This window comes from Agarivorans sp. TSD2052 (assembly GCF_023238625.1).
Taxonomy (GTDB): Bacteria; Pseudomonadota; Gammaproteobacteria; order Enterobacterales; family Celerinatantimonadaceae; genus Agarivorans.
Genome location: NZ_CP096670.1, coordinates 745,937 through 769,015 on the forward strand (window position 1 = coordinate 745,937; position 23,079 = coordinate 769,015).

The 23,079-nt window shown below is 43.7% G+C and carries 25 protein-coding genes; 21 read left to right on the top strand and 4 right to left on the bottom strand.

From position 1 onward, the window contains the following. Positions 1–241: 241 nt before the first annotated feature. The 21 genes from M0C34_RS03405 to M0C34_RS03505 all read left to right on the top strand — a co-directional run bounded on the left by M0C34_RS03405 (position 242) and on the right by M0C34_RS03505 (position 18,102). Positions 242–781: a 4'-phosphopantetheinyl transferase family protein gene (locus M0C34_RS03405; protein WP_248714255.1), complete on the top strand. Its 540-nt coding sequence runs from the start codon at positions 242–244 to the stop codon at positions 779–781. 157 nt (positions 782–938) lie between these two features. Then, complete coding sequence (locus M0C34_RS03410) at positions 939–1,631, top strand: beta-ketoacyl synthase chain length factor (RefSeq protein ID WP_248714256.1); 693 nt, start codon at positions 939–941, stop codon at positions 1,629–1,631. Then, complete coding sequence (locus M0C34_RS03415; protein WP_248714257.1) at positions 1,615–2,385, top strand: lysophospholipid acyltransferase family protein; 771 nt, start codon at positions 1,615–1,617, stop codon at positions 2,383–2,385. Before M0C34_RS03410 ends, M0C34_RS03415 begins: the two co-directional genes overlap by 17 nt. Next, positions 2,382–2,645, top strand: coding sequence for a phosphopantetheine-binding protein (locus M0C34_RS03420; RefSeq protein ID WP_248714258.1), 264 nt, complete (start codon positions 2,382–2,384; stop codon positions 2,643–2,645). Before M0C34_RS03415 ends, M0C34_RS03420 begins: the two co-directional genes overlap by 4 nt. After that, positions 2,645–2,902 carry an acyl carrier protein gene (locus M0C34_RS03425; protein ID WP_371923109.1) on the top strand — a complete coding sequence of 86 codons (258 nt, stop codon included), beginning with the start codon at positions 2,645–2,647 and terminating at the stop codon, positions 2,900–2,902. The genes M0C34_RS03420 and M0C34_RS03425 overlap by 1 nt, the downstream gene beginning before the upstream one ends. 6 nt (positions 2,903–2,908) lie before the next feature. Continuing rightward, positions 2,909–3,496, top strand: a complete 588-nt coding sequence (locus tag M0C34_RS03430; RefSeq protein WP_248714259.1) for a COG4648 family protein — start codon at positions 2,909–2,911, stop codon at positions 3,494–3,496. Next, complete coding sequence (locus tag M0C34_RS03435; RefSeq protein WP_248714260.1) at positions 3,471–4,811, top strand: AMP-binding protein; 1,341 nt, start codon at positions 3,471–3,473, stop codon at positions 4,809–4,811. Before M0C34_RS03430 ends, M0C34_RS03435 begins: the two co-directional genes overlap by 26 nt. Then, the gene (locus M0C34_RS03440; protein WP_248714261.1) at positions 4,808–5,167 is read left to right on the top strand and encodes an ApeI family dehydratase; all 360 of its coding nucleotides are present in this window, start codon (positions 4,808–4,810) and stop codon (positions 5,165–5,167) included. The genes M0C34_RS03435 and M0C34_RS03440 overlap by 4 nt, the downstream gene beginning before the upstream one ends. Beyond that, on the top strand, positions 5,160–6,839 hold the full coding sequence (locus tag M0C34_RS03445) for a glycosyltransferase family 2 protein (protein WP_248714262.1): 1,680 nt from the start codon (positions 5,160–5,162) through the stop codon (positions 6,837–6,839). Before M0C34_RS03440 ends, M0C34_RS03445 begins: the two co-directional genes overlap by 8 nt. 59 nt (positions 6,840–6,898) lie before the next feature. Continuing rightward, positions 6,899–8,431: an HAL/PAL/TAL family ammonia-lyase gene (locus M0C34_RS03450; RefSeq protein WP_371923126.1), complete on the top strand. Its 1,533-nt coding sequence runs from the start codon at positions 6,899–6,901 to the stop codon at positions 8,429–8,431. After that, entirely contained in the window at positions 8,431–8,862 is a 432-nt protein-coding gene (locus M0C34_RS03455) for an acyl-CoA thioesterase (protein WP_248714264.1), read from the top strand. The genes M0C34_RS03450 and M0C34_RS03455 overlap by 1 nt, the downstream gene beginning before the upstream one ends. After that, positions 8,847–9,503, top strand: coding sequence for an outer membrane lipoprotein carrier protein LolA (locus M0C34_RS03460; protein WP_248714265.1), 657 nt, complete (start codon positions 8,847–8,849; stop codon positions 9,501–9,503). Before M0C34_RS03455 ends, M0C34_RS03460 begins: the two co-directional genes overlap by 16 nt. Continuing rightward, positions 9,496–11,778, top strand: a complete 2,283-nt coding sequence (locus M0C34_RS03465) for an MMPL family transporter (protein ID WP_248714266.1) — start codon at positions 9,496–9,498, stop codon at positions 11,776–11,778. Before M0C34_RS03460 ends, M0C34_RS03465 begins: the two co-directional genes overlap by 8 nt. After that, positions 11,775–12,344: a DUF3261 domain-containing protein gene (locus M0C34_RS03470; RefSeq protein ID WP_248714267.1), complete on the top strand. Its 570-nt coding sequence runs from the start codon at positions 11,775–11,777 to the stop codon at positions 12,342–12,344. The genes M0C34_RS03465 and M0C34_RS03470 overlap by 4 nt, the downstream gene beginning before the upstream one ends. Continuing rightward, on the top strand, positions 12,341–13,546 hold the full coding sequence (locus M0C34_RS03475) for a beta-ketoacyl-ACP synthase (protein ID WP_248714268.1): 1,206 nt from the start codon (positions 12,341–12,343) through the stop codon (positions 13,544–13,546). The genes M0C34_RS03470 and M0C34_RS03475 overlap by 4 nt, the downstream gene beginning before the upstream one ends. Next, entirely contained in the window at positions 13,539–14,000 is a 462-nt protein-coding gene (locus M0C34_RS03480; protein ID WP_248714269.1) for an ApeP family dehydratase, read from the top strand. Before M0C34_RS03475 ends, M0C34_RS03480 begins: the two co-directional genes overlap by 8 nt. Before the next feature lies 1 nt (position 14,001). Continuing rightward, complete coding sequence (gene fabG / locus M0C34_RS03485) at positions 14,002–14,733, top strand: 3-oxoacyl-ACP reductase FabG (protein WP_248714270.1); 732 nt, start codon at positions 14,002–14,004, stop codon at positions 14,731–14,733. After that, complete coding sequence (locus M0C34_RS03490; RefSeq protein ID WP_248714271.1) at positions 14,730–15,959, top strand: beta-ketoacyl-ACP synthase; 1,230 nt, start codon at positions 14,730–14,732, stop codon at positions 15,957–15,959. The genes fabG and M0C34_RS03490 overlap by 4 nt, the downstream gene beginning before the upstream one ends. A gap of 23 nt (positions 15,960–15,982) precedes the next feature. Further along, the gene (locus M0C34_RS03495; RefSeq protein ID WP_248714272.1) at positions 15,983–17,068 is read left to right on the top strand and encodes a methyltransferase; all 1,086 of its coding nucleotides are present in this window, start codon (positions 15,983–15,985) and stop codon (positions 17,066–17,068) included. 29 nt (positions 17,069–17,097) lie between these two features. Then, the gene (locus tag M0C34_RS03500) at positions 17,098–17,499 is read left to right on the top strand and encodes a hypothetical protein (RefSeq protein ID WP_248714273.1); all 402 of its coding nucleotides are present in this window, start codon (positions 17,098–17,100) and stop codon (positions 17,497–17,499) included. 60 nt (positions 17,500–17,559) lie between these two features. Further along, entirely contained in the window at positions 17,560–18,102 is a 543-nt protein-coding gene (locus M0C34_RS03505) for an acyloxyacyl hydrolase (protein ID WP_248714274.1), read from the top strand. On the opposite strand, the gene M0C34_RS03510 is transcribed toward M0C34_RS03505, so the two are convergent. The 4 genes from M0C34_RS03510 to M0C34_RS03525 all read right to left on the bottom strand — a co-directional run bounded on the left by M0C34_RS03510 (position 18,073) and on the right by M0C34_RS03525 (position 22,943). Continuing rightward, positions 18,073–18,948, bottom strand: coding sequence for an alpha/beta hydrolase (locus tag M0C34_RS03510; RefSeq protein WP_248714275.1), 876 nt, complete (start codon positions 18,946–18,948; stop codon positions 18,073–18,075). The genes M0C34_RS03505 and M0C34_RS03510 overlap by 30 nt on opposite strands. Before the next feature lie 284 nt (positions 18,949–19,232). Further along, complete coding sequence (locus M0C34_RS03515) at positions 19,233–20,285, bottom strand: HlyD family secretion protein (protein ID WP_248714276.1); 1,053 nt, start codon at positions 20,283–20,285, stop codon at positions 19,233–19,235. Continuing rightward, on the bottom strand, positions 20,285–21,610 hold the full coding sequence (locus tag M0C34_RS03520; RefSeq protein WP_248714277.1) for a glycosyltransferase family 2 protein: 1,326 nt from the start codon (positions 21,608–21,610) through the stop codon (positions 20,285–20,287). The genes M0C34_RS03515 and M0C34_RS03520 overlap by 1 nt, the downstream gene beginning before the upstream one ends. Beyond that, complete coding sequence (locus M0C34_RS03525; RefSeq protein ID WP_248714278.1) at positions 21,603–22,943, bottom strand: TackOD1 domain-containing metal-binding protein; 1,341 nt, start codon at positions 22,941–22,943, stop codon at positions 21,603–21,605. Before M0C34_RS03525 ends, M0C34_RS03520 begins: the two co-directional genes overlap by 8 nt. Positions 22,944–23,079: the final 136 nt, after the last annotated feature.

Consider the following 23,079-nt stretch of genomic DNA (forward strand, 5'->3'; position numbering starts at 1 on the left):
ATTGGTTTATGATGATTATTCAAAATAACAGGTTTGTGCGTTATTTATCAATAAGTGTGGGGGGCTCTCTTCGCTGTTGGCGCATTTTCAGCCATCTAGACAATTATAACAATGAGTTCATCACATTCACGTTTAAATTTTAGGGATATTCGATGCTATTTTTGGTATGTTCACATCAATATTGATACATAGAGCTTATTAAACTCCAGTTGTGGGCCAAAAACGGAATCTCTCAAAGTATTTGCTTCGACAAGAAAGCACGCTTTTAAAACATACGCTTATTAAACCTATCCCTGTAGATATTGCTAAATTTCAGTTACGGGAGTTTTATGATTCGTGTTTGGTCGACTGTATTAAGGATTGTTTTGCTATTGATGTTTCGATAGCAGATGTGCAACGGAATCAATATGGGCAACCTTGCTTGGTTCAACAAAGAAGTATAGGCGCCTTCTTGAGTTTAAGTCATAGCGGGGACTATGTGGCGGCAGTGGCTAGTTCACGCCCTTGCGGTATAGACATAGAGAGAATAAAAAAAAGAAGTATTAACGCTATCTGGCAAGAGATAAGGCATCCTACAGAACCTGATGCTCCAGATAATGCGGAACAGTTTTATCAATGGTGGACACGAAAAGAGGCGGCTTGGAAGGTCTTTGCCTGCCAGCAACCGAAAAGTATGAAAGCTTTGTCGGTGGCGGGCTCTAAAGATACTAATTATAAGGGGCTTGTGTTGGAAAACATCCTTGCCCCAACAGGATATGCTGCAACTGTCGCATTCTTATAATTCTTTCAACTAAAAAATGATGATTTACACCTTTTTTAACGATAGAATCATCCATAAGGTTGAGTTTGTATATTCTTAATCTATTAATTAAAAAGTCGACACTAAGCTCATATGGGATGATCTTGTGTTTGGATAAGCTGAATTTTCAAGTTGTAATATGGACGTTGTTTTTAAGATAGAAAAATGGACTAGCTGGGATGCTGTCTGTGTAAATGGGATATATGAGCCTCCTAAACTACCTGAAATTGCGGCAATGCAACGAAGACGTTTTAGCTTTTTAAGTAAAATGGCGATGAGAGTAGTATTAGATTTGTTACCCGAACCTAAAACTATTCGAAGTGTTTTTTCATCTCGCCATGGAGAACTTCATCGTACCTTAGAACTGTTGCTTGAACTTAATCAGCAATCGGCTCTTTCTCCAACTAAATTCAGCCAATCTGTTTACAACACCGCCAGTGGTCTTTATTCAATTAGCCAACAGAATGCAGCGCCGTCTACGGTCGTTACCAGTGGCCGTAATTCATTAGCGATGGCTTTTGTGGAAGCCTATGGCCAAAGTGTTCGTTATCAAGAGCCTGTTTTACTCGTTTATGTCGACGAACCCCTGCCAAAAATTTATAAGCGCTATGCAGACGAGCTGCAAGGTATGACTGCTTTTGCATGTATATTAGAGGCCTCAAAAACAGGCTGGAATATACAATTTAAATCAGACGATAATGCCAATAAAAATCCAGCTAGAAATTTGCTTAGTCAATTGCTTCCGGCGCTTTCTTCCTCGGTGCCTCATTTTTCCTGTCAGATGGATGCGCAGAAATGGATATGGAGGCAAGTCGATGAGTCAGAGAATTAACTACTTCTGGCGCTTAGCTATGACCGCCGTGTGTTTTTTTTGCTTTGGTGGGCTGGGGCTGATGTTGTCACTTACGCTGTTTCCTTTACTGAAAATTATACCCGCCTCAGATAAGCAGGCGCGTAGTCAGTTCTATGTACATATAATCTTCAAGTGTTTTGTAACGATGATGCAATACTTGGGGGTGTTAAGTGTGTCTGTATCTAAAGGGTACAAGCTTCAGCAGTCTCCAGGTTCATTAGTTATCGCCAATCACCCGTCACTGATCGATGTTGTATTATTAATTGCCCTCCTGCCAAAAACGAGTTGTATAGTAAAGCAAAGCTTATGGCGAAACCCATGCATGTCTTTGATTATTTCTGCGGCAGGGTACATTAAAAACGGTGCTGATCCTGAAACTGTGTTGTCAGAGTGTCAAAACAGTTTCAATAAAGGTGCAAGCTTGATTGTTTTCCCTGAAGGGACTCGAACCACTCCCGGCCAGCAATTACAGATGCAAAGAGGTGCCGCTAATATTGCTTTACGTTGCGCTGTTGATGTTTTACCTGTGACCATACGCGTAACCCCCTCTACTTTGACCAAATCCGAACCTTGGTATTCTATACCGGCAAGCAAACCACATTTTTCATTGGATATCGGCGATTTAATCAATACTGGTGATATTTGTGTCGCAACAGAGGGTGATTCGCGAAACGCACGTACGATTACCCGATATTTACAACAACATTTTTACAAGGAACTTAACTGCCAATGAACATATTAGAGCAGGAAATAAAACAACTAATTATCGAAGCACTAGAACTTGAAGATATCGAAGCAAGCGATATTGAAACCGAAGCCCCATTATTTGTTGAAGGACTGGGATTAGATTCCATCGACGCTTTGGAGCTCGGTTTAGCGATTAAGAAGAAATACCAGATTAAACTTGATGCTAACTCTGAAGACACCAAGCTACATTTCGCGAGCGTGAAAGCTTTGGCTACCTTCATTGAATCTGAAAATAAAGCGGCTTAATGATTATGACTAGAGATGAAATATACCAAGTATTGCGAGATATCTTAGTACAAGAATTTGAAGTACCCGAGGATGATATTTCTTTGGACGCAAACATGTACCAAGACTTAGACTTAGACAGTATTGATGCCGTCGATTTGGTCGTTAAGCTACAGCAGATCACCGGTAAAAAAATCCAACCTAACGAATTCAAGTCGGCAAGAACTGTTGCCGATGTTATTGATGCCTTAGAGCGATTAGTTAGCGATGCCGCGTAACTGTAAATGAAGAGTAAACTGTTAAAAGCGCTGGTGATTGCAGCGCTTGGCGTATACCCATTTATTATTTTTTTCGGATTAACTACTTATTCGAGCAATGTAATCGCTTTGCTAGTATTAGTGTTGTTTTCGCTGCGTTTATTATTAGGCTGGAAAGGTTCAAAGTCCTTAAAACATCAAAAATATTTGGGCCTGTTGGGTATCGTTTTGGCCTTATTGGTGTTAATGCGCCAAGAGCCTCGCTGGTTTATGTATTATCCATTACTGGTTAATCTCAGTTTGTTTGCTGCTTTTTTTGCGAGCCTTTGGGATAAACAGCCGATAGTCGAAACATTTGCTCGCATGGGTCAGCGCCATTTACCATTAACTGCTCGGCCTTATTTCATTGGCCTTACTAAAATTTGGTGCGCTTTCTTTGTGGTTAATACTTTAATTAGTGCTTGGACAATTTTTTTTGCCGACCTGAAAACATGGACTATATATAACGGCTTGATTAGCTATTTGCTCATCGCGGCTTTGCTAAGTGGAGAATGGATTTTTAGAAAGTGCACTAAATTGGAGGAGAAGTATGAATCCGATAACGCTTCCTTCTAAAGATGGCCTAACTCATATCGCTGTTCGCGGTGACACCTTATTAAGCAATCAACAGTGGTGGCAGCGGCTATATTCTGTTTACCAACAGGTGAATGAGACTCCCCATCAAAAATGGCTGTTATTTGCTGATGACAGCTTTGATTTTTCTTGTTGCCTATTTGCATTATTACTGGCTGGACGGACGCCAATATTGCCGCCTAATCAACAATATGAAACCCTCGTTAGTTTTCAAACAAGGGTGGATGCAGTATGCTCGGATAAGAATATTGGTAAACAAGCCCCTGATGTATATATTGGTAAAAGCTACGCTAATCACCAGCAAAATTCGAATGCTATCGCTGTTGCAGTGAACCATGACACTGAGCTGCATCTATATACATCTGGTAGCACTGGCGAACCTAAGTGTGTGGTGAAAAAATGGCGACAATTATTAGCTGAAGTTGAAACGTTAGAGACTTACTTTAGTAAATACGTCGCTGATTCTTTAATTTGTTCCAGCGTTTCCCATCAACATATTTATGGTTTGTTATTCACTGTATTATGGCCCTTACTTAGCCAAAAGAAATGGCAGGTTAAATCTGTCAAATACCCTGAAGATTACTCCTCGTTAACTGAGGGGCAAGCAATCAGCTTTATCTCAAGTCCCTCATTTTTAGAGTATGTGCTGGCTCAACCTAACTTGACTAGCTGTGCGCCTCAGTTTTGCGTGAGCTCTGGTGGCTTATTAAAAACAGTTACAGCTGAAGGCTTAGCAGATCTATGGGGACAGGCGCCTACCGAAGTATTTGGTAGTAGTGAAACTGGGGGGGTGGCCTATAGAAATCAGCAGCAACACCGCCACTGGCGAGTATTTAGCTGTATTGAATGGACTGTTTCGGCTAATCAGGCCTTGCAAATCCGCTCCCCTTACTTAGTGAACAGCCATGATTGGTATGTGATGGATGATGCGGTTGAAGTTCGAAATGATGGCTTCGCGCTTGTTGGCCGCTTAGATAGAGTGGTTAAAGTAGCAGAGAAGCGTGTTTGTTTGGAACAAATGGCCAACCAGCTTTTGCAGCACCACTGGGTGAAAAGCTGTGATCTAATCACCCTTTCGTTGAAACGAGAGCATATTGCTGCAGTTGTGGTGTTAAACCACGAAGGACGGCAAGCGCTTAGCCTCGGAAAGCGTTCTCTTAACAATCAATTAAGACAGCATCTAACGGCGTATTTTGAAGCGGTTACTGTGCCTAGAAAATGGCGCTATGTGGATTCTTTACCTGTGAACCTTCAAGGTAAACGCCAATTAAATCAAATGAGAGCATTGTTTTTATGAAAGAGTTTGGCATACCAGTATGCAAGTCATCTCAATTAGACGGTTCTTCGTTGGAGCTAGAGCTAGATATTTCCGCGGATCTGCCTTGTTTACAGGGACACTTCCCACATTTGCCGGTGGTACCCGGCTTAGCGCAGTTGCATTGGGCGCTTGAGTTGGCCAATACAAATCTAAATACCTCCAAGCAGGTGTTAGCTATAGAGGCGCTTAAATTTCAACATATTATGCAACCTGACCAGCGAGTTTGCTTGCAGCTTAGATTTGATGCCGTAAAAAGCAAACTGCATTTTAGTTTTAGTGACGAGCAGCATAAATACAGCAGTGGTCGGGTACTATTAAAGGCTAATAATGTTTAAGCCTTGTGTAGTTATCCCCAATTATAATCACACTAACGCCATTGAAAGTACTGTCGCTCAGCTAAATTTGCCCGTTATTTTGGTGGATGATTGCAGTTCTCCATCAGTGGCAGATTACTTGATTGAACTGGCCGATAAATATCAACATGTTCAGTTGATCCAGCATGCTGAAAATCAAGGTAAAGGCGGAGCTGTAATGAGTGGCTTACGCGAAGCGAATAAACAAGGGTATAGCCATGCGCTGCAAGTTGATGCTGATGGTCAACATAATTTAGCCGATGTAAGTCGCTTTTTGGATTCAGCTAAGGCCTCACCAACCGCTTTAGTCGCGGGCGTCCCAAGCTATGACGAAAGCATTCCTACTGTTCGTTATTACGCGAGATACATTACGCACGTTTGGGTATGGATCGAAACCTTAAGTATTGAGCTAAAGGATAGTATGTGTGGTTTTAGGGTTTATCCCTTAGCCTCTACTATTGCTTTGCTTGATAGTTCGAAGTTGGGTAAGCGTATGGATTTTGATATTGAAATCTTAGTCAAGCATTACTGGTTAGGCACACCGATAATACAAGCTCCTACTAAGGTTATCTACCCTAAAGAAGGGCTTAGCCATTTTCGGGCCTGGGAGGACAACTGGCTAATCAGCAAAATGCATAGCCGACTATTTTTTGGCATGTTATGGCGGTTTCCTAAACTTCTTTGGCGTAAGCGCAGGCAAACTCATTGGTCATCTATGGCCGAGCGAGGCAGTTTGTGGGGCTTAAAGGTGACCCTATTGGCTTATCGCTTGGGTGGACGCTATTTGGCCAAAGCATTGTTATACCCTGCAATCGGCTACTTTTATATTAGCGGGAACAGCAGCAGAAAGGCATCACACACTTTTTTAAATAAAGTGGCTAGACAACCAAATAGCCCACTTACAGCGCCAATTAGCGGCTTAGACGGCCTTCGTCATTTTTTAAGTTTTGGCACCGCATCACTGAACCGTCTTGATGCATGGACTAACAAAATAACCCGTGCTGCGGTTGATTTTCCAAATAAGAAGCTATTGACCGAAACCCTAAAAAGTAAGCAAGGTGCAGTGCTTATTACTTCTCATTTAGGTCATATAGAAATGTGTCGTGCTTTAGCTGAAACAGAGTATCGGACGCGTATCAATGTGGTGGTGCTAACGGCTAATGCGAACAAGTTTAATACAGTGTTGGCAGAACTCAATCCAGACTCACAGCTTAACTTGATACACATTTCTGAATTTACCGCTGATTTAGGCATTCGATTAGCTCAGTTTATCGAAGATGGAGAGCTGGTTGCGATAGCCGCCGATAGAACTGCTGCTGATAGTTATGGTCGCGTTAACTATCACTCTTTTTTGGGAGAGTTAGCGCCTTTTCCTCAAGGGCCGTTCTTAATTGCTGCCTTGTTACGCTGCCCTGTATTTAGCTTGTTTTGTATGCAGCAGCAAGATAACCGGTATCACATCTATTTTGAAAAACTGAGTGATAATTTAGGCGTATCGAGAAAAGAGCGTCAATCACGTATTGAACACGCAAGCCAAGCCTATGCCAAACAGCTAGAAACACTAGCAACTCGTTATCCTATGCAATGGTTTAATTTTTTTGATTTTTGGTGTCCAGATAAACAGGACACAGTAACTAAAGGACAAATACGATGACTCAAGCAGAAATCACGTCGTCGAAAACAGCGGACACTGACAATTCAGTTTCTTCATGTATGCAAGTTGTGTTTGGGCAGCAGCCTATCAGCATTGAGCAAGTGGACTTATTAAGTGAAAGCCCACAATTAGCTTGTATTAACACTGATCCTGAATATGTAGCCAGCGTTGAACGGGGGGCTGAATTCTTAGATAAGTTACTGGAAGAAGATGGTGCTATCTATGGTGTGACCACGGGATATGGTGACAGTTGTACAGTTGTCGTGCCTCTGGATTTGGTGGAAGAACTACCGCTTCATTTAACTCGGTTTCATGGCTGTGGCATGGGCAAGGAACTAAGCCCTAAAGAGGCTAGGGCGGTAGTGAGTAGCCGTTTAAATTCATTGTCTTTGGCAAAATCTGGGGTGAGCTATCGCTTACTTCAGCAACTCGAAATGTTGATGAAAAATGACATTATGCCGGTCATACCCTCGGAAGGCTCAGTTGGGGCCTCTGGCGACCTTACTCCGCTTTCCTATGTTGCTGCAGTGCTAATGGGGGAGCGTGAGGTGTATTACAAAAAGCGCCGCAGGCCCACTTATGAAGTATTCGCTGAGTTAGGCGTAGAAGCGATTAAGTTGAGGCCCAAAGAAGGCTTAGCCATAATGAATGGTACCGCAGTGATGACCGGCTTAGCGTGTTTAGCGTATCGCCGAGCGGAATACTTAACTCAAGTATGTAGCCGTATTACTGCGCTGGCTTCTCTGGCGCTAAAAGGAAACTCCAACCATTTTGACGAATTGTTGTTTGCGGTTAAGCCTCACCCAGGGCAAAACCAAATAGCTGAATGGATCCGTAACGATTTAAACCACCATGAGCATCCGCGTAACTCAGATCGTTTACAAGACCGGTATTCCATTCGCTGTGCGCCCCATATTATTGGTGTATTAAAAGATGCTTTACCATTTATGCGGCAGTTCATTGAAACTGAGCTAAATAGTGCTAACGACAACCCCATCATTGATGGTGACGGTGAGCACGTATTACATGGCGGTCACTTTTATGGTGGGCATATAGCGTTTGCAATGGATAGTATGAAAAACGCGGTGGCTAACTTGGCTGACTTAGTAGACCGGCAAATGGCCTTGTTGATGGACGTAAAATTTAATAATGGTTTGCCACGCAACCTCAGTGCTGCTTCTGGTGAGCGCGCTTGTATTAACCATGGTTTTAAAGCGGTACAAATAGGGGCCTCAGCGTGGACCGCTGAAGCCTTGAAGCAAACCATGCCTGCTAGTGTGTTTTCTCGCTCAACCGAATGTCATAACCAAGACAAAGTGAGTATGGGTACTATTTCCGCACGAGATTGCTTACGTGTTTTAGAGTTAACGGAACAGGTCGTTGCGGCTGGCTGGTTGTCGGTTCACCAAGCCCTTACCTTACGCATTCAGCAAGGCGAGTTGCGAGAAGAGACTTTAAATCGCGAGTTAAAAGCGACCTATAAGCAAGTGATGGCCGAGTTTAAATTGGTTGAGGAAGATCGCCCATTAGAAGCTGAATTACGTCAAGTTGTCGAGCAACTAAAACAGCGTAAATGGGAGTTGTATTCATAATGAAGGCTTTACTTAGCGCTGAAGTAGAAGTCACAGTTCCGTTCCATGACGCTGACCCCATGGGGGTTACATGGCATGGAAATTACCTGCGCTATTTTGAGGTGGCTCGTTGTGCATTGCTGGTTAAACTGGATTTCAGTTATCGTCAGATGGAACAGTCTGGCTATCTATGGCCGATAGTCGACGCCCGCGTCAAGTATGTTAAGACCTCTACCTATGAACAGCGCTTGACGGTTCAAGCTCATTTAGTTGAATTTGAAAACCGTCTTAAAATTGAATACAACATTTTGGAGCAAGAAAACGGTGATGTAGTGACTAAAGGCTTTACTATTCAGGTTGCGGTCGACAGCAACAAAGGAGAAATGTGTTTTGTTTCTCCACCCGCGTTAATAGAGCGATTAGCCAAGTTGGGCATATGCGCGCAAGATTAACTCAACAATTACCTTGCTGGGTGCTCATGCTATTGCTTAACTGTACTAGCAGTGTTGCGGCAACGCTTCATAATTGGTTGCCTTTGGCTCCCAATGCGAGTTTGTTACAACAGTTACCCACCAAGGTTGCTGATCAATACCGCGCGAGTTACGTCCAACGTCGTCAATTACAAATAATGGCGAAGCCTTTAGTGAGTGAAGGTTATATCTTGCTCACCCCGCAACAGGGCTTGATGTGGCAACAACAGTTACCAATAAAGCAAACCTTGGTGGTTACTGAAAAAGAAGTTAGTCAGTTTGATAGCCAAGACTTGCCAATGCCAATCCCTATGGCCGCTCAACAAATGATTAAAGCTTGGGCGCCAATGATGAAGCAGGTTATTCAAGGGCAATGGCAACTGCTAGCACAACAATTCCATCTATCTGCAACAGAGCAATCAACCCCCCTGCAGTGGCAGCTATTAATGCTGCCTCTAGATAGCAGTATTCAGCAAGCGCTAACCCGCATTGAGTTAAGTGGCTCTGAAGGAATAGAACTAATTAGCATGCACCAAGTTAATGGTGATGTACTCACCGTTGAGCTAAGTGCTATGGCTGCGCAAGCGCTTAGTGACCGAGAGCTAAGTTGGCTAAATGAATAACAAACGTTTTGCTGCTTGGTTACTGTTATTGCTGGTTCCGCTACTGATACTGGCTTTTCAGGGGCGAAATCTACAGTTTAATAGTGATATTCGCTCTATGTTACCGCACTCAATGGCCGATGAATTAGGGTTAGCAGCGAGAGAGCAACTTGCAGCCAAACTAGAAGGCGTAAACTTCTTAGCTCTTGGCCACGTTGATAAAAACGTAGCCATTGCCGCCTCACTAAAACTGGCTGATTTATTGGCGCACACAGCGGCTTTTGATTCTATCGTGTTACAGCGGCGTCATCAGGGGGAGTTGTTAGTACGAAGCCTGTTTCCTTATCGTTTTGTGCGTTTAAGTAAGCAACAACAGCATGATTTGGGGCAGCAAAATTATCAGGCCATAGTGGCGAATGCTCAAGCTCAGCTTTGGTCGCCCGCCAGCGCAGTGAGTTCCGACGGCATTATTGCGGATCCGCTGTTTTTGTTCAGCCAACAATTAGAGGGCTTTTCCGCGCTAGGAGAGGCATCGCTCGATCCCCACGGTTACGTAATTCGTTATCAGCACGACAGATACTGGGTGTTGTTAGAGCTGCAAGTAAAGGCCAATGTATTTTCGCCTAGCGAGCAGACTATTTTACTTAATGCTATCGACAGCAGTTTGCGCACTCTGGCACAGCCCTACCCAGAGTTGGAAGCTCTTAAGGCTGGTTTACTGTTTCATGCTGATGCTGCGACTAAGCAGGCAAAAAGTGAAATGAGCACTATAGGCTTGGCATCAGTGCTACTTATCTGCATGCTTATTATGTTTTTCTTTCGTTCTTTGCGCCCTTTATTCCTAGCCATTGCAGCCCTTTTTACTGGCTTAGTGTTAGCCTTAGCGGTAGTAAGCTTGTGTTTTGAAGAGCTGCACTTACTCACGTTGGTATTCGGAGCAAGTCTGATTGGCATTGCCATTGATTATGCATTTCATTTTTGTGCAGAACATGCTGGAGCGACCAAATCAGCCACTTATACTCTCAAACAGATCACTCCAGCTCTGCTGTTAAGCGCCAGTAGCACGATTGTGGCTTATTTAGCCATGTTGTTTGTACCTATGCCGGGGATCAGGCAAATGGCATTATTTTGTGCCCTTGGTTTATTGGGGTCTGCGTTGGCGCTATATCTGCTTGCACCCGTGCTAGCGCAGCAGATCCCTGCTGCTAGATGGCCGCAACGCAGTGTTCATCTAAGGCTGCAGAAACGCTGGATATTGCTAACCGTTGCCTTGTTATCCATAGGCTTACTACAGTTGAACACTGTAGATGATGTAAGGCAATTAAGGGGGCATTTCCCAATACTTGAGAACCAGCAACAGCAAATGGCTGAATTGTTTCAAAATGGTCAAGCCAATCAATTCTTTTTAGTTCGAGGAAGTAGCGCCGAGCAAATATTAAGTCGTGAGCAAGCCTTACTTGAGCACCTCAAAAATGCTGCAGGTGCGGGTATAATAGCAAGAGCTTGGGGTCTCAGTGAAGTTATTCCAACGCTCGAAGAGCAGCAGTTAAACCAAATATTAGTGAATCAACTTTACCTTAAGTTACCAGTGTTATTGGAGCAAATGGGCTTGGCTGGCGATGTTGGTGAACAAGCCAAGTACAGCTTTGCTGCTTTACAGGGTAAAACGTTGACTCCTGAAAGCTTTTTGTTATTACCCTCAAGTAAACTGTTTAGCGATTTCTGGATCACTCATGGAGAACAACAAGGCGCTATTGTTAGCTTGTTTGGGGTTAAAGATTTGGCTGCCTTACAGCAATTAGCCGCTAGCACCAGCGGTGTTGATTTTGTTGACCCTGTAGCCGAAATTTCAGATGCATTAAGTTTCATGAGAGGTTTAACTAGTCGGCTGTTAATCGGCGTGTTACTGGTGGTTAGTCTAGTTCTTTGTTGGCGCCTGGGAGTGGTGAATACCGCGCGCTGCTTAATGACACCTTTATTGTCGGTGCTGGTAGCCTTGGCTGCAGTGGCATGGACAGGGCAAGGCTTAAGCCTGTTTCACATCTTGGCCCTATTATTGGTGTTCGGAGTGGGCTTAGACTATGCCTTGTTTTACCAATTTAATCACGGAAATTTCCATCGCTTAGAGATGGCGACCTCGTTAGCTGCGCTATCTACTTTATTGGCCTTTGGTTTACTGGCTTTAAGTGCCACACCTGCGTTAGCTGGGTTCGGTTTAGTGGTGCTGTGCGGTATTGCTTGTAGTTATTTTTTAGCTCCACAGTTTAATCGCTCAGATTTCAGGAGAAAACCATGAGAGGCATAGTAGTAATACTATTACTCGCTTTTGTCAGTGCTTGCTCGCAGCTTGTTCCCGAGCCAGTTGCTCAGGCTCGAGCCTTACTTATCCCTTCAGATTTGGGCTATTCGGTTAATGCTCAGCAAGTGGCTCGATTTCAGACGGATGTGCAGAATCAGCAATTCATTTTTGACTTGAAGGTGAGCTCTCAATTAATCGAGCTGATTGCTTTAGATGGCTTCTCCACTCCTCTTTTTAAAATAAGCTTTGATGGCCAAAAGTTGCTAGAGCACACGTTCGTACCTTCTATTGACGCTGGCATGGCACAGTTTATTTTGGCTGATTTGCAGTTAGCTTATTGGCCAGTCAAAGTTTTAAACCAACAGCTCAAGGCTGATGGTTGGCGGGTGGAAGAATTTAGTTGTGAGCAAGCGGTACGTTGTCGACAGGTTTATTGGCAAGAGAAGCCGGTTAGCCAAGTTGTATTTGAAACTGACGACCCTTGGAAAGGGAACGTAACCTTGATCAATCGTTTAGCTAATTATCAAATAGACATATCAACTCTCGAGGTATTGCAGCAATGACAGAACAATATGGCTTGTCAGCGATGGGCATTATCTGCGCTCTTGGCAGCAATAAGCAGCAAGTGTGGAACACTTGGTTAGCCGGTAATAACCAATCGATGCAAGCTCGGGCTGATTTGGTTCCAGAGACAACAGTGATGGTCGGTGCGGTTAATGATTGTTTGCCGGCCTGTGATAGTCGCTGGCCTCATTTACACAGTCGCAATATTCAGTTGCTTGAAGCGGCAATATTACAAATAGAAGATGACCTACAACTCATACTTCGACAGCATTCGCCTTCGCGCATAGCGATTGTTTTGGGAACGAGCACCTCAGGCGTTGCCGACGGTGAGCGGGCTCTGGCAAACCAAATAGATGGTGAGTTTGATGCGGAATTTAACTACGCCCAGCAAGAGATGGGAACACCTGCCGTTTATTTACAGAAGAAATTGGGTTTAAGTGGACCCGCTTATTGTATTTCAACGGCGTGTTCTTCAAGTGCCAAGGTATTTGCATCAGCCCGCAACCTGTTGGCTTGCGGCTTAGCTGATGCAGTCATTTTAGGCGGCGTAGATAGTCTATGTAAGCTAACCCTAAATGGCTTTAAGGCTTTAGAGTCAGTGGCCAAGGAGCATGCGAAACCTTTTGGCTTATCGAGAGATGGCATAAATATTGGTGAAGGCGCAGCGGTATTCATCATGCAAAAGGCGCCAGCAATGATTAATTTATTAGGGGTTGGGGAAAGTGCTGATGCTTATCATATGTCAGCGCCTCAACCTGAAGGTACAGGCGCTGAAGCTGCAATTCTAGCTGCTTTGAATGACGCTAAGTTATGCCCCGCGCAGATAGACTACATCAACTTACATGGCACAGCTACGCAGCTTAATGACCAAATGGAAGCGCAAGCGGTTAAGCGTGTGTTTTCATCTGATACTTACAGCTCTTCGACTAAACACCAAACAGGGCATACCTTAGGCGCTGCTGGCGCTATCGAAAATGCTCTATGCTGGCTGCTGTTACATCCAAATTATAATGTTGATATGCAACTACCTGGCATGGCAGTTAACTACTCCATTGATAATACGCTGGCTGAGATTAACTTGGCTGTAGAAAATGCCATCAAATTAAGCGCTGAGTCGCTACAAACAACATTAAGTCACTCCTTTGCTTTTGGTGGTAGTAATGCGGTTGTATGTTTAGGCAGAGGGAAGGTAAATGAGTAAAATATTTCCAAACATGGCCGAGATTTTGCCACATTCTGCACCGATGATCCTTATTGATAAGGTCGTAGAATGGCTACCCGGCAAAATAATATGCTCCCTTGAGATTTCAGAAAACAGTCATCTTTTCAATGATGTAGAACAAGCAGTTCCGACTTATGCTGCGATAGAGTATATGGCACAAGCGGTTGCTGCATTAGCTGGTCTTGAGGCTAAAGAGCAGCAGCGGCCAATAGAAGTAGGTTTTTTAATTGGAACGCGTAAATGTCTGTTTCAAGAAACGATGTTGCCGCTGGGCTGTCAATTGTTAATTAGTGCTGAAAGAATTTACGCAGAAGAAGATGGCTTAGCGGTATGTGCATGTGAGGTTACTAATCAGCAAGGGGTAACGCTAACTAGCGCTCATTTAAATGTTTATCAACCAAAAGATGCGGTTGAGTTTGTAAAGGGAAGTTGATGTGAACCAACAACCACGAGTATTAGTCACTGGTGCTAGCCGGGGTATAGGCAAAGCAATTGCCATTCGTTTAGCGAACGAAGGCTATCAAGTTGTTATGAATTACCGCGGCAACCATGAGGCTGCGCAACAAGCTTTAGCTATTGTTAATCAACAAGCTGAACAAGGCTATTTGCTCCCATTTGATATTAGCCAACGTGAACAAGCAAAAGCATCGATCGAAAAAGATATTGCTGAAAATGGCGCTTATTTTGGCGTGGTGCTAAATGCCGGTATTGCTAAAGACAATGCCTTTCCAGCAATGACCGAACAAGATTGGGATGGTGTTATCCATACTAACTTAGATGGTTTATATAATGTGCTTCACCCCTTAATTATGCCAATGATTCAAACTCGAAAAGGAGGGCGAATTATTACGCTATCTTCTCTTTCTGGTGAGGTAGGTAATCGCGGCCAAGTTAACTATAGCGCCGCCAAAGCAGGCATTATTGGTGCCACCAAAGCGTTAGCATTAGAGGTGGCAAAACGAAAAATAACAGTTAACTGTGTGGCGCCGGGTCTTATTGATACCGAGATGATGGCAGGTTTACCCCTAGACCAAATTAAGCAACAGATCCCTTTACGCCGCTTAGGTGATGTAGAGGAAGTGGCTGGTACTGTGGCCTTCTTGATGTCGAAAGACGCGGCCTATATTACTCGCCAAGTTATTTCTGTTAATGGAGGAATAGCATGAGCCAAAGGGTGGTAGTGACAGGAATGGGCGGGATCACCGCTTTTGGCGATAACTGGCATGATATACAAGCCAAATTGAAACTGGGCGAAAATGCGGTGCGCTATATGCCAGAATGGGAGCGTTTCACTGATATGCATACCAGACTAGCAGCGCCTATTGATGAATTAGAATTACCTAAGTACCCGCGAAAAAAAATACGCAGCATGGGACGAGTGTCGCTGCTGGCGACTCGTGCTACAGAGTTGGCCTTAGCACAGGCAGGCTTAAGTAATAATGAGGATATTCAAGACGGCCGAATGGGGGTGTCTTACGGCTCCTCTATTGGCAGTACTGCTCCAATCATGCATTTTGGCGACATGCTTAAACATGGTGATAGTAAAGCGATCACCTCAACGACTTACATCCAAATGATGAGCCATACAACACCGGTAAACCTAGGTGTATTTTTTGGACTTAAAGGTCGTGTGATTACTAGTTCTAGTGCTTGTACTTCGGGTAGTCAGGGCATCGGTTACGCCTATGAAGCGATTAAGTCTGGCGCACAACAACTAATGGTTGCTGGCGGAGCAGAAGAGCTATGTCCATCTGAAGCGGTCGTGTTTGATACTTTGTTTGCGACGAGCACCCGTAACCAAGCACCTAAAACCACGCCAAGGCCTTTTGAGAAAGACAGGGATGGCTTAGTGATCGGTGAAGGTGCTGGCACCCTCATTTTGGAAAGCTTAGAGCATGCGCAAGCCCGAGGAGCCACTATTTATGCTGAGTTGGTGGGTTTTGGCACCAATTCAGATGGTACTCATGTTACGCAACCTCAGAGTAGTACTATGCAAGCCGCCATGGCGTTAGCCCTTAAAGATGCCAACATTAGCGGAGATCAAATTGGTTACGTCAGTGCGCACGGCACGGCCACCGACAAAGGAGACATCGCTGAAACCGCGGCCACCTATCAAGCGTTGGGCAAAGCAGTGCCGATTAGCTCGATGAAGAGCTATTTAGGACACACTTTAGGCGCTTGTGGAGCCCTAGAAGCTTGGTTCTCTATTGAAATGATGAATAAGGGGTGGTTTGCTCCAACCTTAAATTTAGACATGCTCGATCCCGAATGTGCCCTGCTTGATTACATTGGCGGCGCTGGCCGCGAGATCACTACCGATTACGTAATGAGTAATAATTTTGCCTTTGGTGGCATCAATACCTCTCTCATATTTAAGCGTTGGACGCGTTAAGTTAAAACACTAGGAAGTTGTACGTGGAATTTTATACAAAAGATAATTTAAAAGCGGTGGAAGCGATTGAACAAGCTCAGCGTTTAGCCTTTGCCCCCGTTGCATTTCAAACTGCGCGTAGTTTGCGTGACTTAGGAATATTAGAAGCCTTAGATGAAGCTGGTGAAGTTGGTTTAACCACAGACGCCATTTGTCTCGCTTCGGGAGTCAGTGATTACGGGGTAAAAGTATTACTCGATATGGGGCTTAGCGCCGGCTTAGTGACATGGTGTGAGACAGAACAAAGTTATGAGTTAACGCGGTTAGGCTACTTTATACAACACGACGGAATGACACGCGCAAACATGGATTTTACTGCCGATGTTTGTTATTCCGGTTTGCAGCACCTTACAGAAGCTATTACAGAGGGTACACCAGCAGGACTCAAAGAGTTAGGCAGCTGGGACACCATCTATGAGGGCTTATCAACGCTTCCTGAGCCGGCCAAACAAAGTTGGTTTAATTTTGACCACTTCTATTCAGATAAAGCCTTTCCTAAGCTGCTGGAAATAGTATTTGGTGATAGCCCATCCACAATTGTTGATATTGGCGGCAATACGGGTAAATGGGCGATGAAATGCTGTGAACATAACGCTGATGTATCGATGACTATTGTTGATTTACCGCAGCAGTTAGCGATGGCAAAAGTTAATGCCGAGCGGGCAGGTTATGCTGATCGCATTAATGGCGTAGCGTGCAACATGTTAGATCCGAAAGGGGAGCTACCCGCCAACGCCAACGTATATTGGATGAGCCAGTTCTTAGATTGCTTCTCACCAAAAGAAATCGTATCTATTTTGACACGAGTAAAAGCTGCCATGAGCGAGCACAGTAGTGTTTACATTCTAGAGCTATTCCCAGATAGGCAAAGCCACGAAGCAGGTGCTCATAGTTTAAATGCTACGTCGTTATATTTTACCTGCTTAGCAAATGGTAATAGCCGTTTTTATCGTGCAAAAGATTTCATTGAACTGATCGCTGAGGCAGGTTTAGAGATTGAGCAAGAAATTGACAATATTGGTTGGGGCCATAGCTTAATTAAGTGCCGCCTACCTAAAGTTTCTAATTAACATAGTAAAATTAACTCAAAGGAAGAGCAATGAAACGATTAGTCTGGATATTTAGTTTAGTAGTCGCTGTTTTAGTATTACCTCAGACAGCGCTAGCAGCAAAAATAAAACCTTTGTTGGACCAGCCCATTCCCAGTCAACTGAGTGCAGACGAAGCAAGGTATGCCATAGTGGATGCTGGTTTGGTACGTAATTGGGTTGTGGCTGAGGAGGGTGAACAGCTAATGAAGGCTGAAATTCATGTGCGTAAGCATTACGTAGCAGTAGATATCAAATTGCATGATGGTCAATACGACATTTTGTATCGTGACAGCGAAAATATGAAATATAGTGAAGACGGCACTATTCACCGCAAATATAACGGATGGGTTAAAAACCTAAACAGCGATATCCAAAAAGAGCTGAATCGTGTAGCTCGACTAAAAAAATAGCGTGAATAAAGGCTAAAGCTTCGGCTTTAGCCTGGTTGTTTACCAGGGAAATCGAAACGCATGTATAAACGGTTTATTATCATGATGACTACGCTTAGTTTGTCGTTATGCGCGGTCGCAAAACAAGACAATGCTTTAATACTTAATCTAGGGTATGGGCCGCAGCCCAGTGCCGAGGTATCACAGCGTAATCACACTGTGGGGTTTGATTATGAGTTTTACCGCTACCAACGAAGCGAGCGGCAACGTTTGAGTTTGGGTGTTAGCTACACTTACCTGGCCACGGATCACCAAGACAATAGCTCACTGCATGCCATATCCATTTACCCTCAGTTAACCTTGTTAGCCAAGAAACACCTGCAATGGCAACCTTGGTTTTTTGTACGAGCGCTTGGTCCTACTTACTTAAGTGAGAAAACGTTAGGAACACGTCATCAAGCCAAACATTTTGCGTTTCAGGCTCAGGTTGGCTTGGGAGTAGACCACTTGGATAGCAATTGGATGTTTGCGCTATCTTATAAGCACTTTTCCAATGCCAATCTTTATCAGCCTAATGATGGTTTTGATGTTCCATTAGTTATCAATGTAGGAAAGCGCTTCTAGCTGAGAACTTTGCGCCGAGAGTTGATTAAAATAACCTAATAATAAAGGCCTGTTAGCGGTGGATTCAGGGGTAAATGTTCTTGCATGCTCGCATCCTTGTAGCAATTCAAAAGACTTATCTACGTCGCTCATTTGATACATTTTTTCACTAAATTGCCAAGGAATTAATGCATCGCTCTGGCAGTGAACAAACAGTAGCTGAGTATCATCGAATTGAGGTAGTCGTGGCAGTGGGTCGTGGCTTTTATCAATAACCAGTGGGATTAACCAAGCACCAAGAAAGCCAAAGCGGCTTTTGTTCACCACATGTTGGGCTACCTCAGAAAAACTGTGGAAAGAAGAATCTACCACCACCAAATCAAACATTTCTTTTTGATCAGAGTCAACCAATCCATCTAACATTACTGCTCCGCCCAGTGATGTACCAACACTAATCAGTTGGTAATCTTTAAGGCCAGAAAACTGCTGGTCAACAAAACGAAAAATGGTTTGGGCATCAGCGTATAAGTTATCGAAGTTTGGGCTTCCTGTAGAATTGCCATAACCGGAGTAATCAAACAACAGTAAATCGTAACTTTGCTCGGTAACCCACAAGTATTTCTCTATGGTTTCGCTAATATTTCCTGAGTTACCGTGGAAGTGAACCACTAAACCCTTGCTGGTGAGGTTTTGTGATGAAATAAGAACACTGTGTAATTGATTACCTGAATCAGACAGTAAAAAAAAGCTGTCGTAATCGTGTTGAGCCAGCGACATTTCACCGCCAGATTTCGGGTTGTAATAAGGTGAATGGCTGCAGCCAATTAGGCTGAAAGTACAAACCAAAAGTAGAACAAACTTTTTCATCTTTTCACCAGCGATAATCTAAATTGAATAACTTTATTACTCTAGATTTGGTTCAAAGGATCAGTGGTTCCAAAATTTGAGTGTGTAATTGGGCTCGATGTATATTTTAATCTTAGTCTATTTGAGGCATATCGCCATCACGTCTTTCGAAATAAGCTGTGATGAAAAGACTTGAAACAACATGATATTCGAGTGCCGAACTAGTACTAAATGGTTGGTATTAGTTATCGACCCTTAACACCATTCCATTAGTGTTGAGGGCTAATGAGCAACTAATATATCGGCTAGTCTACTTGACGGTTGATGTAATGAAAGCGAACGGTAACAGGCAGCCCTTCTACCTTATATTTTAGGTCACTGGGTACACTAAGGCTTATTCTTAAGGCTGGCTTGGCACCCTCAAAAGGGCCCGACAGAATCTCAGGAATGCGCCGAGTGATTTCACTCGATTTTGATACCTTTGCTAGGTAACTATCGCCATTAGGCAGGGTAACGGTGGCGGTCCTGCCGATTTGTCCGTATTCAATATACTTGGGGGCTAAGTAGACTTGAGTTTCGGCCTGCTCTTTACCTGCGATGATAAAAAGAGGTGTTCCTTTTTCGACAAACTGACCCGGTTGAACCAGCATTTCTGCTATTTTCGATGGGTAAGGGCTAGTGAGAGTGTGCTGTTCTATTTGTTCTTTTATCTCAAGTAATTGGAGTTGTAATTGATTCCGCCATTGCTTTGCTGAGCCTGCAAGTAAGCGCTCTTGCTCTTGAGACAATTGCTGCTGTGCATTGAACACCCCTTGCCTAGCCGAAAAGTGTTGATTTTGTAGGGTGGCTATTTCGTCTAGCGACATTAAGCCCTGCTTTTGAAATTCTAAGTATTCTTGTTTAAGTTGTTGCTGCATCTCTTGGTTTTCACGTGCCGCATTCAGGCTATTCATCAGGTTGTTTTTTACGCTCCCTTGCAGCACTTGCATATCTTCTTCTAACTGAGTGATTTCACGGCTTAGTAAGGCTTTTTGAGCTTCTAAACCTGCTGATGAAAAGCGTAATATGGCTTGGCCAGCAGTTAAGCCTTGCTCATCTTTTACCCATACTTCTTCGATTTTTCCATCAATGGGGGAGTTGATAGTGAGCGGTGCCATGGTTAAAACGCCTTCGGCTCGCACCACGGCGAGATCTTTGCCAAAGAACCAAGAAACCAAGATAAGAGGGCTAAGCACCAGTGCAACCACCAAGTACCAGCGGAGGCGATAACCGCCGCGCTTTGCTTTGGCATAGTTAGTTTTAAACCCAGACTGATTGGTTTGGTTCTCTTGTTGAGCGCGAGTAAAGCTAACTTTCATTAAAATTTCTTTCCTTTTTTTAGTACCCACCAAGGAGCCATGCTGGTTTCTTCATGACCTCGGCGCAGTATTTCATTGAACACCGCTGCACTGGTAAAAAATCGCATTAGTAAGCCATAACCCGGGTATATGAGGAGCCATGGCAGCATTTTATAGTCTTGTTTGCGGCGTTCAGATACGAACAACAGAAAGAACGAAAAGTACAATAAGGCGAGCAATAAATAGAATGTGTAAAGTAAGCTTAAACTCGCCATCACATAACTGAGGGGATAAAACAGCAATAGATACACGTTATACAAAACAACAATCAGCGGCAACACCGTATTTTGCATCAAGCCATAGACAAAATTGAAAGTGAACGTTTTAAGCCCGGTCAGCTTGGGTGACATCGATGCGCGGTGTTTACGCATAAATAAGAATATTAAGTCACCATCCCAACGAAGTCGCTGATTAAACAGTTGAGACCATGTTTCAGGGGCGTCGGTATGGCCAATGGCTTTACTTGCAAAAGGGAGCCGTATGTTTGGGTGGCGTTTAAAATACTGTTTAATACGTAACGTGAGGTCTAAATCTTCAGCTGTGTGGGTATCCCAAGCACCAATTTGCTTCAGGAAATCTCGCCTAAATGCACCAAACGCACCTGAAATATTGTTCAGAAGATTCCAGTGAGCCATCCCCGTTTTGCCCGCTTGAATTGAGATCATATACTCTAAGGCTTGCATCCTGGTGGCTACACTTAAGGACTTATTACGCACTCTTAGCGCGCCCCCCACTGCCGGAACATTGGGGTCTTCAAACTCTTTAACTATCTGCAAAATCATGTCGTTATCAAAAGAAGTGTCGCCATCTAAGGCCAAAATTATTTCACCACGGGCAAGCGATAAGCCAGCGTTCAGTGAGGATACGCGACCACCGCGCTGCCATTTAGGCAGAATTAATAAGGTGCGATTTTTGTAACGAGACATCATGGCTTGTGCTTGTTTGGCTGCAAGTAGGGTTGAGGCATTTTGATTTGCGCCGTCAATGACCGGGATGATTTCAATTTCACCTGAGTAAATTTGTTCGCATAGGGTTTGTATAGTCGAAATAATCGCTTCCCCCTCACTGTAGCAAGTCACAATACAAGACACTCGAGGAGTAGCCCGCAGCCTTGGCGGTGCTTGCTTGTGGCGCCAGAAAATAATACCCAGTAGTACCATCCAGGCTAGGGGAAGTTCTAGCAACAGAAATACCGGCAGTTGGTACAGTAATAAAGCATGGTTTTCTGCGATCAGAGCAAGCTGTGCATGCAGCAAGTAGCTAATATTTTGAATCAGCTCAGTCATTACGTAGCGCTTCAACCAAGCTTTGTAGCCATTGCTCTGGATGGTTACTCAGCGTTTCTTCAGGAAGTTTTTTAACGCTTACCGCTAGCTCTAAGGGGTTGTTGGTTTGGATTTTAGCTAACTTGAGTAACTTATCTTCTAATACTTCTATATGTGACTCTTCGAAGTGGGGAAGAAAGAACAGCAACATATCATTGTTCCACCTAGTGACCACATCGGTTTGTCTAATCAAGCTTTGAAAACGAATAAAAAACTCATCTAAACGTGCAAATACTTCAGTGCTAGAGAGTTCGGAGTAGAGAGTATTAAGATTTTTAAAGTGTAATGCCAACATAAGATGCTGATGAGAGTGCCGCAACGCAAGTTGGTTTTGCCATTGTAGTAGCCAGCGAAAATGTTCAGTACTTAAGGGTTCGCCCAAGCTATCGGGTAATAAAGACACTTGCTTGCCAGATTGTGCCCATAGCTCTCCTCTTTCAGCTAGTTGGTAATTATACCAACGTTGTTCCTTAAGCTCGTCAAGCTTATTGCTATTGCCACAGCTGAGGCAGTTCGCTTTGACTTCTCCGTCGATAAAGTGGTCGCCACAGGTATGGCACTGGTGGTTTTCAATTGGGCGATCATAATCTACACCAATATGGCGAAGCTGCGAGTGGCAGTTAGGGCAAACCAGAGAATGACTTTGCTGAAAGGCTTCTTGTTGGTCTACATGGCCGCAAGCAAAGCAATGCAGCGCAGTAAAGTTGTCGATATCAATGCTATGGCAACTAGGGCAGGTTTCTACATAGTTTAACGTACTTGAGCTGCAGCTTCGGCATTGCCTAACTCGGTCTATCAATTGCGCTTTTGCTATTACCTGTTCTTTCTCAAGCGAGTTTAACCAAGCTTGCTCTGCTTGCTCTTGCCAGCAGTCTAATAGCGGGTAATGAAAATGCCATTGCTCTGTTTGGTAGTTAGGTTTAAGTAAGCGAGAGGGCAATAACCACAAATAGCTAATCAAACGGCTGTGGGGAGAGGTTAAAGTATCGCTATGTAATTTGGCTAAACGTTCTAAATATTGCTGTTGGAGTTGGTTTTGCTGCAGGTCATCGACAAAACCATCAGAAATTTTTTGGCTTAAAGCGCTAGAGCCTTGTGGTATAAACGCTAGCACTAAAGCGCCAACCGCGTCAGCTCGCAGTATCATTAGCGTTTGTGAGAGTTGTGGTTCATCAAGATTTAAGTGTACGCATTGGTTTATTTCCAAGGCTGCAAGTAGCTGCTCGATACTGTCAAACTCATAGTGTTGAGAACTTAGCGGTGGGTTTGGCTTACCAAGCAGGTTTATTTTCATATTTGCTTATATTTAGAAAGGCTTAAACAATTATCCTACGCAAACCTGAAATGTGCAAATAATCTTCATGAGGTAAAAAATACATAAAACTTAAGTGAAGAGTATCGTTATTTTAAGTTTTAAAATATTTAAATCT

Excerpts from the sequence above, each read along its gene's own strand:
- M0C34_RS03410 (WP_248714256.1), top strand. The coding sequence starts at position 939 with ATGGACGTTGTTTTTAAGATAGAAAAATGGACTAGCTGGGATGCTGTC.
- M0C34_RS03415 (WP_248714257.1), top strand. The coding sequence starts at position 1,615 with ATGAGTCAGAGAATTAACTACTTCTGGCGCTTAGCTATGACCGCCGTG.
- M0C34_RS03420 (WP_248714258.1), top strand. The coding sequence starts at position 2,382 with ATGAACATATTAGAGCAGGAAATAAAACAACTAATTATCGAAGCACTA.
- M0C34_RS03425 (WP_371923109.1), top strand. The coding sequence starts at position 2,645 with ATGATTATGACTAGAGATGAAATATACCAAGTATTGCGAGATATCTTA.
- M0C34_RS03430 (WP_248714259.1), top strand. The coding sequence starts at position 2,909 with ATGAAGAGTAAACTGTTAAAAGCGCTGGTGATTGCAGCGCTTGGCGTA.
- M0C34_RS03435 (WP_248714260.1), top strand. The coding sequence starts at position 3,471 with ATGAATCCGATAACGCTTCCTTCTAAAGATGGCCTAACTCATATCGCT.
- M0C34_RS03440 (WP_248714261.1), top strand. The coding sequence starts at position 4,808 with ATGAAAGAGTTTGGCATACCAGTATGCAAGTCATCTCAATTAGACGGT.
- M0C34_RS03445 (WP_248714262.1), top strand. The coding sequence starts at position 5,160 with ATGTTTAAGCCTTGTGTAGTTATCCCCAATTATAATCACACTAACGCC.
- M0C34_RS03450 (WP_371923126.1), top strand. The coding sequence starts at position 6,899 with ATGCAAGTTGTGTTTGGGCAGCAGCCTATCAGCATTGAGCAAGTGGAC.
- M0C34_RS03455 (WP_248714264.1), top strand. The coding sequence starts at position 8,431 with ATGAAGGCTTTACTTAGCGCTGAAGTAGAAGTCACAGTTCCGTTCCAT.
- M0C34_RS03460 (WP_248714265.1), top strand. The coding sequence starts at position 8,847 with ATGCGCGCAAGATTAACTCAACAATTACCTTGCTGGGTGCTCATGCTA.
- M0C34_RS03465 (WP_248714266.1), top strand. The coding sequence starts at position 9,496 with ATGAATAACAAACGTTTTGCTGCTTGGTTACTGTTATTGCTGGTTCCG.
- M0C34_RS03470 (WP_248714267.1), top strand. The coding sequence starts at position 11,775 with ATGAGAGGCATAGTAGTAATACTATTACTCGCTTTTGTCAGTGCTTGC.
- M0C34_RS03475 (WP_248714268.1), top strand. The coding sequence starts at position 12,341 with ATGACAGAACAATATGGCTTGTCAGCGATGGGCATTATCTGCGCTCTT.
- M0C34_RS03480 (WP_248714269.1), top strand. The coding sequence starts at position 13,539 with ATGAGTAAAATATTTCCAAACATGGCCGAGATTTTGCCACATTCTGCA.
- M0C34_RS03490 (WP_248714271.1), top strand. The coding sequence starts at position 14,730 with ATGAGCCAAAGGGTGGTAGTGACAGGAATGGGCGGGATCACCGCTTTT.
- M0C34_RS03500 (WP_248714273.1), top strand. The coding sequence starts at position 17,098 with ATGAAACGATTAGTCTGGATATTTAGTTTAGTAGTCGCTGTTTTAGTA.
- M0C34_RS03505 (WP_248714274.1), top strand. The coding sequence starts at position 17,560 with ATGTATAAACGGTTTATTATCATGATGACTACGCTTAGTTTGTCGTTA.
- M0C34_RS03510 (WP_248714275.1), bottom strand. The coding sequence starts at position 18,948 with ATGAAAAAGTTTGTTCTACTTTTGGTTTGTACTTTCAGCCTAATTGGC.
- M0C34_RS03515 (WP_248714276.1), bottom strand. The coding sequence starts at position 20,285 with ATGAAAGTTAGCTTTACTCGCGCTCAACAAGAGAACCAAACCAATCAG.
- M0C34_RS03520 (WP_248714277.1), bottom strand. The coding sequence starts at position 21,610 with ATGACTGAGCTGATTCAAAATATTAGCTACTTGCTGCATGCACAGCTT.
- M0C34_RS03525 (WP_248714278.1), bottom strand. The coding sequence starts at position 22,943 with ATGAAAATAAACCTGCTTGGTAAGCCAAACCCACCGCTAAGTTCTCAA.